Here is a 14,583-nt window from a genome sequence, read left to right on the forward strand (position 1 = left end):
TCACCCTTCCGCTTTTAATTCTAATAGTAAATCTCTTAATTCAGCTGCACGCTCGAAGTCTAACGCTTTTGCTGCTTCTTTCATTTCTGCTTCCATCTTTGCAATCGTCTTTTCACGCTCTTTTTTCGTCATCTTCTTAGCTGGCGTTGCTTCATACGTTTCCGTTTCTTCAGCAGCTGTCGTTGCACGAATTACATCACGCACACCTTTTTGAATCGTTTTCGGCGTAATACCATGCTCTTCATTGTAAGCTTCTTGTATACTACGACGACGCTTCGTTTCTTCAATCGCAATTCCCATCGATCTCGTTATACGATCTGCGTACATAATAACGCGGCCGTTTTCATTACGTGCTGCACGGCCAATTGTTTGAATTAACGAACGCTCTGAACGCAAGAATCCTTCCTTATCAGCATCTAAAATAGCTACAAGGGATACTTCTGGAATATCTAATCCTTCTCGCAATAAGTTAATACCAACGAGAACATCAAACTTACCAAGGCGAAGATCTCGTATAATTTCAATACGTTCTAACGTTTTCACTTCAGAATGCAGATAATTCACCTTAATTCCTACATCTTTTAAGTAGTCTGTTAAATCCTCTGACATCTTCTTCGTTAAAGTTGTAATTAATACACGTTCATTTTTTGCAATGCGATCTTGAATCTCTCCTAATAGATCGTCAATCTGCCCTTCAATTGGTCGTATATCAATTGGCGGATCTAAAAGCCCTGTTGGACGAATAATTTGTTCTATTACTTCTGGCGACTGCTCTAATTCATACGGTCCTGGCGTTGCTGAAACGTAAATAACTTGATTCGTTTTCTCTTCAAACTCATCAAATGTGAGCGGTCTATTATCTAAAGCTGATGGCAGACGGAATCCATGATCCACAAGCACTTGTTTACGCGCTTGGTCCCCGTTATACATCGCTCTTACTTGCGGCACTGATACGTGGGACTCATCCATAACGATTAAGAAATCTTCCGGGAAATAGTCTAATAACGTATACGGCGTTGCACCCGCTGGACGAAGTGTTAAATGACGGGAATAGTTTTCAATCCCTGAACAAAAGCCCATCTCGCGCATCATTTCTAAATCATAACGTGTACGCTGTTCTATACGCTGCGCTTCTAACAACTTACCGTTATCATTTAATTCCTTTAAACGCTCTTCTAATTCTTTTTCAATATTTTCAATAGCGACCTTCATCTTTTCTTCACGTGTAACGAAGTGAGATGCTGGGAAGATTGCTACATGATCACGTTCTGCTAATACTTCTCCCGTTAAAGCATTTACTTCGCGAATACGATCAATTTCATCGCCAAAAAACTCAATTCGAATGCAATGCTCGTCAAGTGATGCCGGGAAGATTTCAACTACATCTCCGCGCACGCGGAATGTACCACGCTTGAAATCAATATCATTACGTCCATACTGCACATCAACAAGTTCACGAAGCAATTGATTGCGGTCCTTTTCCATACCAACTCGAAGTGAAACAACTAACTCGCGGTATTCTTCTGGAGAACCTAAACCATATATACACGAAACACTCGCAACAATAATTACATCATCCCGTTCAAATAATGCGGACGTTGCTGAGTGACGCAATTTATCGATTTCATCATTAATCTGCGCGTCTTTTTCAATAAACGTATCTGTTTGTGGCACATACGCTTCTGGCTGATAATAATCGTAATAACTAACAAAATATTCAACTGCATTATTCGGGAAAAAGTCTTTCAACTCACTATATAACTGTCCTGCTAACGTTTTATTGTGAGCCATGACAAGCGTTGGCTTTTGCACTTCTTTAATGACATTTGAAATCGTAAATGTCTTACCCGTTCCTGTCGCCCCAAGCAACACTTGCTTTTTCTTTCCACTATTAATTCCCTCTACAAGCTTCTCTATAGCTACCGGCTGATCACCTTGCGGGGAATACGCTGAGATAATTTCAAATTGACGTTCCAAGAAAATCCGACCTCCTCATAAAAATCTGTATTATTATTTTACCACGAATGCCCATAAAAAACCTAAAAAAACGAACAGATATTCGGTAAAGTTTTCGACAATATATACATAGAAAAAGGAAGGAGTATATACTTCCTTCCTCTACTAACTCTATTTTTTAGGTACATATAATACGTCATATCCATTGCGCCCATCTTCATTCGTACAATCTATTAGCCTATAAGTGGTTCCTGATTCGCGCTCGTCTTTCACAATACTTTTACAACTATCTTTATATAACCCTTTATTATCACCGTCAAATTGGTCTTTTCTATTATCTGACGCATAAAGTATATCGTTCTTACTACGCTCTAACGTTTGAAAAATCGGGTCACCTTCATGCGTGTAATGTACAATTCTTATTTTATCAACTTTCACTTGCTCCACATTCAAAACGAATTGCTCGAATTTATCTAGATTGGAAATTCCTGTTCCCTTTACAACGACATCATTCTTCTTATCAATTGTAGTGTTAGATTGTGAGCATGCTACGAAACTAAAGAGAAATATCCATATAAAACTGGTTCTTTTTCCTATTGTCATCCTCTCCTATAAAAATTATTTGTATACCGCAAAAGCTACTTTCCCCTAAGAAAGTAGCTTCTCTTTCCCTTTCTCCTTCTTCGGAAAAAGAACATATGAAAATGAAATAGCTGTATCCACTAAAAGTATAATCGCCCAAACTTGGCTAACGCGACTCGCTGCTTTATTTAAAACGATTCCTGATTCTAACCAATTCCCCCATTGTTCAAATGGTACAAAACCGTACAGAAAGAAAAAGAAAATATGCACAACAACAAACAAACTAAGGTGCAATACCCAATTTTTTATTTCCTGCTTCGCATAGGCCATACCTGTTAATTCTATCTGTTCTTCCATAATTGGTGCTGGTTCATTCCTCCGTTTCGCAACTAGCTTTTGTGCAAACATATCAAGCTTCTTCAAATCCTTTTTCCCGTAGAAGACTGCATACAATAAAATAATTACCGTAATGATTTGAAAGCTAGAGAACTTTCCTGTTTGATAATAGTCCACTACCCCTAAGGTTAAAATGAATACTTCGTTTACGAGTAGCACAATCCCCATAATAAAACTCGCCTTTTTCAAACGAAATCCGTAACGGAGTAAAAAGAAACCGATAGCCGATAACCAAAATACAATTTCTGCCCCAATTAAAAAATACCAACGATATTCTGCGAGCATACTCATTTATCCCGCTCCTTTTCACCATAAATACGAAAAGCTTCATCCATATATAGTAAAAGTTCTTCTTCAATCGGATACAGGCTCATTTTCTGTGAATCTTCCTTCGATTTTCTAACTTCCCATAACTTATCTAAAAACGCTTCATCACCATTAGCCATTTCTAAACATTTCTGCATTAATTTCTTCGTTGCCCCTTGTACCTCATCACTAGCTACTTCTTTACCATCTTTCATAAAAGTACGAAATTGCTTTAATAAATCTACCCATTCTAAAACATTCGGGTCTTCCTTACTCATGTTTGGTAAATTATGAAGCAATTTTTGTTCTTCCTTTGAAAACACTTCATTTTGAAATATTTCACGTATACGAGAAGACTGCTTCGAAAGCTGAATCAGTTCAAACATAACTTTCCAATCGAGTTCTCCTTCCACATCTACCGAATAAACAACTGCTTGTAAAACACTCTCCATTCGATTAAATTTCTTTTGTTCTTCCTGTACAAACCGAAGTTGTTTTTCAAGCGAATTTTTTAAATCGAGCTCACCTTTTACTAACATATTCGCAGTTTCTTTTAATGAAAATCCCATTTCCTTTAAAAACAAAATTTGTTGCAAACGAATAACGTCAGCTTCACTATATAACCGATGTCCACCCTCTGTTTTACCACTCGGCTTCAATAAATCTATTTGATCATAATAACGTAATGTACGTACCGTAACCCCTGTTTCTCTCGTCAATTGTTGTATTGAAATCACTACCATCACCTCTTCCCCTTCATTATAAAAGATGACGTTACGTAACTTTCAAGCCTTTTGTAAAAAAATACAAAAAGCTGTTTATACTCTTTGTATAAACAGCTTTTATGGAAATAATCCCTTGTGTACAGCACGCCCACAAAATAAAATAAGTGCTCCAACAACAACGCTCGTTGCTGTTTTATGATAATGAGCTAATAGTAATAAATAATACGATAAACCTACAGTACCAATCACAATACAAATGCTTGGCACTGGATTACGAGAAAAATTTTGCATTCCCCAAAGAAGCGCAAATATGACTGTAGCGACACATAACACCGGTAATCCCATCCCAGTTCCCCTTTTTCTATCTATTCCTTGTTGCGAAAATACTCGTTGATGCCATACTTATTAATAAACCAAAAATAACAATATATAATAACTCATTTACATGTACTACTGGCCTATCTAAATACTTATTTACGCAAAGATACATAATGAACAAAAAAACGAAGCTTGTCATACAAATCGTAAAATATGACTTCATCTTATTCACAACACGCTCATCAATCGACGGCACTCCCTCTTCTTTCAAACGCTGCTGCTCTTTATATTCTGAAACTCCATATAAAATAACTAGCGCTACATTCGATATGAAAATAGTTCCCCACGAAATACTTAACATTATTAAACTCGCATTTAAAATAAGCCCCGCTATAAATAAACTTCCTATAAACCTTATAACATCTTGCTTACTCATACATGATCAGCCTCTTTTTGATTTCTATATTTCCATTTCGGCCAATAGTTCACAAAGAAATAAACAAACTGCCCTAGTACAAATAACACAAACGGCATACCAGCACTTCCGTAAATGATTAAATTGTACAAACTCCACACAGCTAAACTAATCGCGAAAAATAACCCTACATATTTAAACGCTTTATCTGACTGAAATCTCTCAAACTCATCCTGCATTTTTCATTCCTCCTATCGCTATGCTCGTTTTCCTATCATCACTCCTATGATGAGACTACCTGCAAATAAGGAACTACATATTATAAATATCTCTTGCACAGGTATAACAGCCCTGCCTATCGCTTTACTCGCAACAATATAAATAATAAGTAACAGAAATGCGAATACAAATAAGACGTTCACATGCTTTTTTATATTTTCATTTACTCGCTCATCTATATCGGGAAGTTCCTCTTCTTTGTACTTACGCTTTTTGTAATTTGTATAAAACACTAGAAATACAATCGCTAAAATGTTACTAACTACGAGCGGTAAAATTGGTATAGCCGGATTCATAATATGAACTATAATGTCTCCCAAAAACAATCCAAAAGTCGCACCGATCAATAACTTTTTCGTATCGTTCATTTTTCCTCCCCTTACTCCAGCGTAAATATTTCTTCCACCTTCACTCCAAAATATTTGGCGATTTTTAAGGATAACTCTAGACTCGGATTGTAATGATGGTTTTCAATCGCCACAATTGTCTGCCGCGTCACCTGCATCGCCTTTGCCATTTCAACTTGCGTTATATGATGTTGCTTTCTTAATTCTTTAATTTTATTTTTTACACCCATAGGCTCCACCTTCAAAAGTAAAGATATCTTTACTTGAATTATAAATATTTTCCAGTTGCAAGTAAAGATATCTTTACAAATTTCAGAAAAATATTTCACTGAACATCTTTTCTAACAAAGTACAGGGGGAATTAAATTTATATCAGCGATTTCCTAAATATATCAGCGCAACTGAAATTATATCGGCGATTCCCCAAATATATCAGCGCAACTCCATTTATATCGGCGATTTTTTAATATATCGACTTACCGACAAATACCGACATCCGTAGCACTATAAACATAAGAAAGAAGCTGTCCCAAAATATCTTTTGGAACAGCTTCTTCTTCCTACTACATAAATCCTAACGCATATACAAGAACGTATCCAAGAACCGATAGACAAACCGAGCCGATCAGCCCCGCCACGAATGCTTTGCTTCCTAACTTACGGAACGTTTTAAACTCTACATTTAAACCAAGTCCCGCCATCGCCATTGCGATAAGCATGTAAGCAAGAACAACGATGTAGCCAGCAACAACTTCTGGAATAATCCCGAGCGAATGCACTGCACTCATTGCTAAAAATCCGAAGATGAACCATGGAATTGGAAGGTCACGCCACGATCTTTTTTCCTTGCTACCTTCACTCTTCCCAAACCATACTCCAATTAAAATCGCTACCGGTACAAGCATTGCTACGCGCGTTAATTTCACGATAACTGCGATGTCTACAGCCGTGCTTCCTCCTGGCGCCGCAGCTGCGATGACATGAGCGATTTCATGCAGCGTCGCACCCGAGAATACACCGTAGCCGTACGGAGAAAAGCCAAGCACTGGATATAATAACGTATAAATAAGTGTAAATATCGTACCTAAAATCGCAATAATTGCAGCTCCAACTGCCGTTTCATCGTCCTTCGCTTTCACTTGCGGTGCAATTGCCACGACCGCTGCCGCACCGCAAATTGCTGTTCCACATGCTGTTAAAATTCCAAGTTTTTTTTCTACCTTAAATACTTTCGTTAGTCCATATACAACGAAAATCGTGAATGTAATAACAACCGCTGCGATGACCAATACTTTCGGCCCTGCCTTCGCAATATCAACAAGATTTAACCGCATTCCAAGTAAGATAATCCCAAAGCGAAGCAACTTCTTACTCGCAAAATTCGTCCCCGCAATTGCTTCATGAGGGACTCCAATTGCCGCACGCCAAACCATCCCAATTAGAATAGCAATTACTAATTGTCCCATAATATTTAAAAATGGAAGCTCCGCTAAATATTTCGCCACGATTGCGATTAATAGTGTAATCCCAATTCCTTGCGAAAATCCAAAACGCTTCTTCTTTTGTATAACAAGTGTTTGTTCCACTTTGAACCACTCCAATAATCGTATTGGAACATGCATGTTCTTTCTACTTACATTATAAGAGAGTTTCTATAATAAGTTTAATACCAATACCAAATCTCTATCATCAGAAATACTTATGATAAGATGATAGAAAAGAAAGGAGCCGATTATATGAACGTAGATATTTTAAAAATCTTTGTTACTGTCGTTGAGCAGAAACATTTCTCCCGTGCAGCAGAATTATTAAACCTTTCACAGCCTGGCGTAAGTATGCATATACGCAACTTAGAAAATGAATTTGGAACTACACTCATTCAGCGCTCACCGAAGCACGTTCAAGTGACCGAGGCCGGAAACATCTTATATATACATGCAAAGCAAATGCTCTCTCTTTACGAAGATGCTAAGCAAGAAATTAACGAGCTACATAACGTTGTAACAGGAACTCTTCGCATCGGTGCTAGTTTTACAATTGGCGAATACTTACTTCCGAAAATACTAGCTGACTACGCGAATGAAAATCCACACGTCGAAGTTCACACCTTCATTTCAAATACAGAAGACGTTTTGCAAAGCCTTCGCTCTAATCAAATTGATATCGGCTTAGTAGAAGGGCAAGTCGTATACGCTGACGTTGACGTTGAAACATTTATGCAAGATGAAATGAAGCTCGTCGTTCCACCAAACCATCCACTGCTCCGCACAAATAAAATAAATGAAAGGACACTCCAAGATCAAGTATGGGTATTAAGAGAAAGTGGTTCTGGTACACGCGCTTATAGTGACCGCTTTATTCATCAACACCATTTAAAAATGAAGCGATTTTTTACATTCAGCAGTATACAAAGCGTGAAGGAAGCGGTTAGTGCTGGGCTTGGCATCGCTATCCTTTCTGATTGGACTGTACGGAAAGAGCTACTTGCAAAAGAACTATTCCACGTCGAAGTTCCAAATGAACAACTCATCCGACCATTTTCCATCGTCCGCGGCAAATATTTCATCCCATCTAAAGCTATTCAAGTGTTTTTAAATCATGTGAATTCTTTTGCGAAAAAACAGCATTGACCTTCACATTAGTGTGAAGGTTTACAATGCATGTAAAAGGGGTGAAACACATTGCGAATTGGAGAGTTATCAAAAGAAACTGGCGTTAGTGAGAGATCACTAAGACATTACGAAGAAAAGGGATTACTCCCTTCTAAGCGCCTCGCAAACGGCTACCGTGATTTTGATGAAAGTGCCATCGAAAAAGTGGAGCTTATTCAAATGTACTTGCAAATTGGCTTAAATTTAGAAGAGACGGCAAAGATGCTGCGCTGCCTTGAAATAGAGCCGCACCTATATGACAATCCGTGCAGCAGCATCCTTACACTTTACGAAGATAAACTCAATGAAGTAACAAAGCAAATCTCATTGCTTTCCAACATTCAAATGAATTTGCAAAAACACGTTTCACTCCTAAAACAAGCAAAAGAAAAGGAATGATAACATGTTTGTTATACATGGCAGTTCAAGACAAAACGGAAATACAGAAGCTTTAACACATATGATGATAGAGGGCATTGAAACAGAACAAATTTACTTGCGAGACCATACAATCCATCCTATTACAGACCAACGTCATAATGCAGAAGGATTCCAACCTGTAGATGATGACTACGAGCAGTTAATGAAACGCATGTTAGAGCACGACACAATTATCTTTGCTACACCGCTATACTGGTACGGAATGAGCGGACATATGAAAAACTTCTTTGATCGCTGGTCACAAAGCTTACGCGATACATCACTTCATTTCAAAGAGAAAATGAAAGGTAAAAAAATGTATGTTGTCATCGTTGGCGGAGATAACCCAAAGCTAAAAGCATTACCGCTTATTGCTCAGTTCCAATATATCTTTGATTTTATTGGGTCATCGTTTGAGGGTTATATTATTGGAGATGCGAATGGGTTAGATGAAATTCAAAATGATGCTGAGGCGCTGGCGAAGGCACAAATTTATAATAAAGAATTCAAAAATCACAAGCAGAAATAAGTTTGACAAACTCGTTTGTATGCGCATACAATAAAGGTAATATTATGAAAGGAAGGTACTTTGACCAATGAATTTCTAATTCTCTTATTTATTTCATCCATCACAAATAGTGAACAAAAATGATGAAAACTAGCAGGGGATTAGTCTGTCCATTTGTCGATACTTTCTTTCGAAACGATCATGTAAAAAAATCGTTTATTTATGTACGATTTTTACATGCAAGGGCGACGTTTATCCTCTCTAGTGAAACTAGGGAGGTTTTTTTATGACTATTTTATTCGCACGTAATATTGAGAAGGGCTTTGGTGATCGCACACTATTTACGTTACCGTCACTGGAAATTCAAGCACAGGATCGCATAGGAATTGTCGGCGTCAACGGGGCTGGTAAATCTACGTTACTACAAATATTAAGTAAAGAAATAGAAGCTGACAAAGGCATAGTAACTCACCATAGCTCTATCAGCATCATTCCTCAAATTAGCGAGGAATTACCCAAAGTCGCTTCTTCTACAGCAAAAGGAAAATGGAATATTTCAAACATCTCAAATTCAATGAGCGGCGGGGAACGAATGCGTCTAAAGATTGCCCATACTCTCGAACAAGATGCAGGCATTCTATTCGCTGATGAACCAACAAGCCACTTAGATATGTTCGGTACAGAGCAATTAGAAAAGGCACTTTTATCTTATAAAGGTGCACTTGTTTTAATATCACATGATCGTGAATTTCTAGATAATATATGTACAAAAATCATTGAAATTGAAGACGGGATAATTCAAGAATATAAAGGAAACTATTCCAACTATCGAAAGCAAAAAGAACGTGAACGAACACAAAAACAAGCAGAATACGAGCAGTATATAAACGAAAAAGAGCGTTTAGAGAAGTCCATTTTACAAAAAAAGCAACGTGCTTCTCGCATGACAAAAATCCCAACACGGTTCAGTTCATCTGAATCTAAACTTTATAAATTAAGTGGGGCTCATGGCCAAGAACAGGTTAGTAAAGCAGCAAAAGCATTAGAGACACGTCTTGAAAAACTAGAAAAGAAAGAAAAGCCAAAGGAGCTTTCTCAAGCACAGTTTGACGTACAATACCATACACCCATTCATAGTAAAGTGGCAGTACAGTTCAATAAAGCAACAAAGAAAATAGGTGACCGCACACTATTTAAAAATATGAATGGAACGATTGCTCCTGGTGCAAAGCTTGCTATTTTAGGGGCAAACGGAAGTGGAAAAACGACCCTGTTTAACATGCTTCTCGCAAATGAGCGTGGCATTCAGCTTTCAAAAAGTTGTAAGATTGGGTACTTTGAACAAACACTATCCATTTTAAAAACAGATAAAACCATTTTAGAAAATGTTCTAGAAGAAACAAACTATACAGAGTCGTTCGTTCGCACAATACTTGCAAGGCTTCTATTCCGCCGTGAAGATGTTCATAAACCTGTGCACGTTCTAAGCGGAGGTGAGCGAATGAAGGTTGCACTCGCAAAAGTATTTTTAGGAAACTATAATATGCTTCTGCTCGATGAACCGACAAACTATTTAGACTTAGCGACGCAAGAAGAATTAGAAAGCATGCTACAAGAATATCCTGGCACTATACTTTTCATTAGCCATGACCGTGCCTTCATTCGTTCTGTTGCAGACCATATTCTACAAGTAGATGAAAGTGAACCAAGAGTATTCCACGGTAATTACGAGCAATACACAAACAGAACAGCCGATGCTTCTGTAAACGTTACTGCACAAGAATTATTACGATTACAAACAAAATTAACAGAAATCATCGGCCGAATTTCCATACCAAATCATCACGATGACATCACATCTCTCGAACAAGAATACGAAACATTATTAGTTAAAATCCGGAAATGTAAAGAAGCACTCTAATGTCTTCCCTATATATCGACGGGACCTTCCGCATTTCCCAAGAAATATTGAATCTTCGACATAGCATACAAAAAGCCGTGCAGTTCATCAGCACGGCCTTTTACTTTATATACGGACAGCAGTCCCGCTCACAGCAACCATTAGCATCCCTTCGCGAACTACCTCGTAATCCACATCGATACCAACGATGGCATTCGCATTTTTTTGTCTTGCGAGAGTTTTCATCTCTTCCATTGCGATGTCACGTGCTTCTTTCAATTTGCTTTCGTAAGCGCCTGAGCGACCACCGACAACGTCACGGACAGAAGCAAAAAGGTCACGAACGATATTCGCCCCCATAATCGCTTCTCCATTCACGATATCAACATAATCAATAATTTCTTTCCCTTGAATTGTAGAAGTTGTTGTTACAATCATACTGTATAGCCTCCCATATAAGATTTCCACTTACTTATGGTGCGCTAATTCGGCAAAAATTATATTTACGAACTAAACTGCGCTTCGTATAACCTGCTGTATCCTCCGCCTTGCTCAATTAATTCATCATGTGAACCTTGTTCTGCAATTCCATCTTTATTTACAACGACGATGCGATCTGCATTTTTAATCGTTGCAAGTCTATGAGCGATAACTAATGTTGTACGACCGACAGATAGTTCAGCAAGTGATTTTTGAATCGCAAGTTCCGTCTCTGTATCTAGCGCAGAAGTTGCTTCATCTAATATTAAAATTGGCGGATTTTTCAAGAACATACGAGCAATCGCTAGACGTTGCTTCTGTCCGCCTGAAAGTTTTACGCCGCGCTCACCGATAACTGTATCTAAACCGTCTGGCTGCGAGTAAATTAAATCCTCTAACTGAGCTCTCTTTACGGCCTGCCAAATATCAGCTTCTGATGCCTTTAAATTTCCGTAAGCAATGTTTTCACGAATCGTTCCTGAGAATAAAAACACATCTTGCTGCACAATTCCGATTTGCTTACGAAGTGAAGATAACGTCATGTCTTTCGTATCAATACCATCAATTTGAATTGATCCAGATGATTGTTCATAAAAGCGTGGTAATAAGCTACATAACGTCGTTTTTCCAGCTCCAGACGGCCCAACGAACGCAACTGTTTCACCTGCATGTATTTTCAAACTAATATCATTTAAAATCGGTTCTTTGTTTTCATATCCGAATGTGATGTTGTTATATTGAATATCACCATGTACATGCTTCACTTCCATCGCATCTTTAGAGTCTACAATATCTGGCTCTGTTTCAAGAAGCTCTACATACCTTTTAAAACCAGCAATTCCTTTTGGATAGCTTTCTATTACCGCATTAATTTTTTCAATTGGGCGGAAGAAAATATTCGTTAATAGAACAAATCCAATAAATCCACCGTACGTTAATTCACCTTGCAGAACAAACCATGTACCGCATATTAAGACGAAGAGCGTTACGAGACGCATAAGCATATAACTAATTGACGAATTTAGCGCCATAATTTTATACGCCATTAATTTCGTTGTACGGAAACGAGCGTTGTTCACAGCAAATTGCTCTTTCTCAAACTTTTCATTTCCGAATGCTTGTACAACGCGGATACCACCAACGTTGTTCTCAATACATGCATTGAAATCAGCAACGTCTGAGAATAAACGTCTAAACGTACCTGTCATTTTTTTATTGAAGTAAAGCGCTAACCATAATAAGAATGGAATGACAAAGAACGTTAATAGCGCTAACTTCCAGTTGATCATCATCATAAATGAGAACGCCCCAACTAAAGTCATAACAGCGATAAATAAATCCTCTGGCCCGTGGTGAGCAATTTCTCCAATTTCCATTAAATCGTTTGTAAGACGCGAAATTAGATGACCGGTTTTATTATTGTCAAAAAATCTGAATGATAGCTTTTGAATATGATCAAATAATTTCTGCCTCATATCTGTTTCAATGTTAACACCAAGCATATGTCCCCAATATGTAACAACGTATTGCAAACCTGCATTTAACATATAAACTGCAAGTAACCCAAAACAAGCCCATAAAATAAGCGTCCAGTTTTGCCCTGGCAATAACTTATCAATAAATTGATTTACGATAAGTGGGAAGCCAAGCTCTAGTAATCCTGCGACAACTGCGCAAGAAAAGTCGAGTATAAATAAACCTTTGTACGGTTTATAGTAAGAAAAAAATTTACGTAGCATATCTTCCCTCCATTTTCCAAAATTAAAAAGACTCCCTAAATGATAACCATTATCAAATAATTATTCAAGTTATCCGTCTATAAAACTGAAAATAAGGTTTGCGATAGTTGTCGTTTTTTGCCGGAAAGTCGATATATTCCAATAATCGCCGATATAATTTCAGTTGCGCTGATATATTTTCAAAATCGCCGATATATTTCAAGTTGCGCTGATATATTCGGAAAATCGCCGATATAAATTTCATTTACTAACTACCTTCCTCCGCCCCCCAACAAAAAAAGGGCGTCACCTCAAGGTGACACCCTCACTTCTATTACATCGCTTCCGAATCCCACTCATGCTCCTGCTGAACAAATACAATACCTAATTCGTGATGTCCTCCGGCGTATAATGCCGTTTGAGCAAGGCGAAGCTCACCATTTGTATCTAATACTTCTAATTTACAAAATGCTCCTGTCGTCTTCGTTTGAAGCGCATCATAAAATTCCTCAGCGCTTCTTGGAATGACTCCATTTACTTTCGTAATCATTTCTCCGGGTAGTAAATTCAGCTCTGCCCCAATTGTATTCGGGATTGTATCTAATACAACGAGTCCATCATTACGTGCAGCGAAATACGCTGGTCTTGTCTCATCAGAAATCTTCTCTTGCATGGAAATCGTGAATCGTCCAAGCATCGCAACACCCATTGCGATAATTGCAAGCACGTGCCACCAATAACTTGCGATTCCTAAAACGAGTACAAGTCCTGCTAATCCGTACACACGTCTTCCTGTAAATAATAAAGCTTCCGTCGGCTCATAACTTCTAATCCTTCTCATAAATCCAATTAAAAATGGAACGAGGAATAGGGAATATGTATCAGAACCGATTGAAACGACAGGCCACCATGAAATAAACTGCGTTACTGCGTCACCTGGTACGAGAATAAAAATAGGAATGATCCATAAACGCTTTGATTCGTGTAAACCAATCTTTAGTCCACGCTTACCCTTCCTAATCTTCGGCGTCGAATATCCTACTGCATTTTTAGAAATCAACAAGCCCTCTACAACGAGCATAATGCCTAGCAAAATAGCAAGGGACACAATTGTATTCTCTTCACCTTCCCCAAGCTGTAAGAAGGAAACTGGTAGCTTAGAAGATAATAGAACACATACAATCGCGATACTAAACGTATAAGCTGCTGATAAATATCGGTACATAGCAGTTAATCCAAATAGTAATGTCCAAAGTAAAATGGCCCATAAGCTCGCTTTAGAAACGACAAGTCCGAGCCCAATCGTAATAATAGATACTACTAATCCATACCCAATCCCCGCAAATAAAGCTGTTCGCAGTTCAAACCAAATATCATAAACTTTAAAAGAAAAATCTTTTCGTTCTCGTAACATACGTAAGTATCCAACGAAGATACTACTTATTAAAAATACATAGACAGCAGGGTGTAAGAAAAAACGTCCAACTGCCCGCATTATTTCAAAAATCCATGCCTCCACGAACCCATTCACCACCATTTATATCATTCTTTCTTTTTATATTATCATAACTGGACAAGCGTT

General features: G+C 38.0%; 17 protein-coding genes. 4 read left to right on the forward strand and 13 right to left on the reverse strand.

Going from position 1 to position 14,583, the window contains the following annotated elements; translation table 11 throughout:
• From uvrB to AC0L0O_RS23230, 10 genes are all read right to left on the reverse strand, one after another.
• The gene (gene uvrB, locus AC0L0O_RS23185; RefSeq protein ID WP_134188518.1) at nt 1–1,977 is read right to left on the reverse strand and encodes an excinuclease ABC subunit B; all 1,977 of its coding nucleotides are present in this window, start codon (nt 1,975–1,977) and stop codon (nt 1–3) included.
• Between the two features lie 150 nt (nt 1,978–2,127).
• The gene (locus AC0L0O_RS23190; protein WP_134188519.1) at nt 2,128–2,559 is read right to left on the reverse strand and encodes a DUF4362 domain-containing protein; all 432 of its coding nucleotides are present in this window, start codon (nt 2,557–2,559) and stop codon (nt 2,128–2,130) included.
• Between the two features lie 45 nt (nt 2,560–2,604).
• Complete coding sequence (locus AC0L0O_RS23195) at nt 2,605–3,225, reverse strand: hypothetical protein (protein WP_001982729.1); 621 nt, start codon at nt 3,223–3,225, stop codon at nt 2,605–2,607.
• Complete coding sequence (locus tag AC0L0O_RS23200; protein ID WP_134188520.1) at nt 3,222–3,983, reverse strand: MerR family transcriptional regulator; 762 nt, start codon at nt 3,981–3,983, stop codon at nt 3,222–3,224. The genes AC0L0O_RS23195 and AC0L0O_RS23200 overlap by 4 nt, the downstream gene beginning before the upstream one ends.
• 99 nt (nt 3,984–4,082) lie before the next feature.
• Nucleotides 4,083–4,310: a hypothetical protein gene (locus AC0L0O_RS23205; RefSeq protein ID WP_000524149.1), complete on the reverse strand. Its 228-nt coding sequence runs from the start codon at nt 4,308–4,310 to the stop codon at nt 4,083–4,085.
• Nucleotides 4,311–4,326: 16 nt separating this feature from the next.
• On the reverse strand, nt 4,327–4,719 hold the full coding sequence (locus AC0L0O_RS23210; RefSeq protein ID WP_473786145.1) for an ATPase: 393 nt from the start codon (nt 4,717–4,719) through the stop codon (nt 4,327–4,329).
• Nucleotides 4,716–4,937 (reverse strand): hypothetical protein, encoded by a 222-nt coding sequence (locus tag AC0L0O_RS23215; protein ID WP_001150196.1) that lies wholly within the window; start codon nt 4,935–4,937, stop codon nt 4,716–4,718. The genes AC0L0O_RS23210 and AC0L0O_RS23215 overlap by 4 nt, the downstream gene beginning before the upstream one ends.
• An 18-nt stretch (nt 4,938–4,955) precedes the next feature.
• Entirely contained in the window at nt 4,956–5,345 is a 390-nt protein-coding gene (locus AC0L0O_RS23220) for a hypothetical protein (protein ID WP_001000174.1), read from the reverse strand.
• A gap of 11 nt (nt 5,346–5,356) precedes the next feature.
• On the reverse strand, nt 5,357–5,554 hold the full coding sequence (locus AC0L0O_RS23225; RefSeq protein ID WP_000538359.1) for a helix-turn-helix transcriptional regulator: 198 nt from the start codon (nt 5,552–5,554) through the stop codon (nt 5,357–5,359).
• Between the two features lie 333 nt (nt 5,555–5,887).
• Nucleotides 5,888–6,910 (reverse strand): YeiH family protein, encoded by a 1,023-nt coding sequence (locus AC0L0O_RS23230; RefSeq protein ID WP_000438460.1) that lies wholly within the window; start codon nt 6,908–6,910, stop codon nt 5,888–5,890.
• A 150-nt stretch (nt 6,911–7,060) separates the two neighbouring features.
• Between AC0L0O_RS23230 and AC0L0O_RS23235 the strand changes: the two genes are divergently transcribed.
• From AC0L0O_RS23235 to abc-f, 4 genes are all read left to right on the forward strand, one after another.
• Nucleotides 7,061–7,954 (forward strand): LysR family transcriptional regulator, encoded by an 894-nt coding sequence (locus tag AC0L0O_RS23235; RefSeq protein ID WP_001099975.1) that lies wholly within the window; start codon nt 7,061–7,063, stop codon nt 7,952–7,954.
• Nucleotides 7,955–8,005: 51 nt separating this feature from the next.
• Nucleotides 8,006–8,374, forward strand: a complete 369-nt coding sequence (locus tag AC0L0O_RS23240; RefSeq protein ID WP_001219191.1) for a MerR family transcriptional regulator — start codon at nt 8,006–8,008, stop codon at nt 8,372–8,374.
• A gap of 4 nt (nt 8,375–8,378) precedes the next feature.
• Nucleotides 8,379–8,924 carry a flavodoxin family protein gene (locus AC0L0O_RS23245; protein WP_000497621.1) on the forward strand — a complete coding sequence of 182 codons (546 nt, stop codon included), beginning with the start codon at nt 8,379–8,381 and terminating at the stop codon, nt 8,922–8,924.
• A 265-nt stretch (nt 8,925–9,189) separates the two neighbouring features.
• Entirely contained in the window at nt 9,190–10,824 is a 1,635-nt protein-coding gene (gene abc-f, locus AC0L0O_RS23250) for a ribosomal protection-like ABC-F family protein (protein WP_473786146.1), read from the forward strand.
• A 105-nt stretch (nt 10,825–10,929) separates the two neighbouring features.
• Here abc-f and AC0L0O_RS23255 read toward each other — a convergent pair whose 3' ends face one another.
• The 3 genes from AC0L0O_RS23255 to AC0L0O_RS23265 form a co-directional block, all read right to left on the reverse strand.
• Nucleotides 10,930–11,241 carry a YbjQ family protein gene (locus tag AC0L0O_RS23255; RefSeq protein ID WP_000637521.1) on the reverse strand — a complete coding sequence of 104 codons (312 nt, stop codon included), beginning with the start codon at nt 11,239–11,241 and terminating at the stop codon, nt 10,930–10,932.
• 65 nt (nt 11,242–11,306) lie between these two features.
• Nucleotides 11,307–13,022, reverse strand: coding sequence for an ABC transporter ATP-binding protein (locus AC0L0O_RS23260; protein ID WP_000944618.1), 1,716 nt, complete (start codon nt 13,020–13,022; stop codon nt 11,307–11,309).
• Nucleotides 13,023–13,335: 313 nt separating this feature from the next.
• Nucleotides 13,336–14,538, reverse strand: a complete 1,203-nt coding sequence (locus AC0L0O_RS23265) for a PDZ domain-containing protein (RefSeq protein WP_000261266.1) — start codon at nt 14,536–14,538, stop codon at nt 13,336–13,338.
• Between the last annotated feature and the right edge of the window lie 45 nt (nt 14,539–14,583).

The sequence above is a fragment of the Bacillus sp. GS3m_15504 genome, assembly GCF_055825275.1.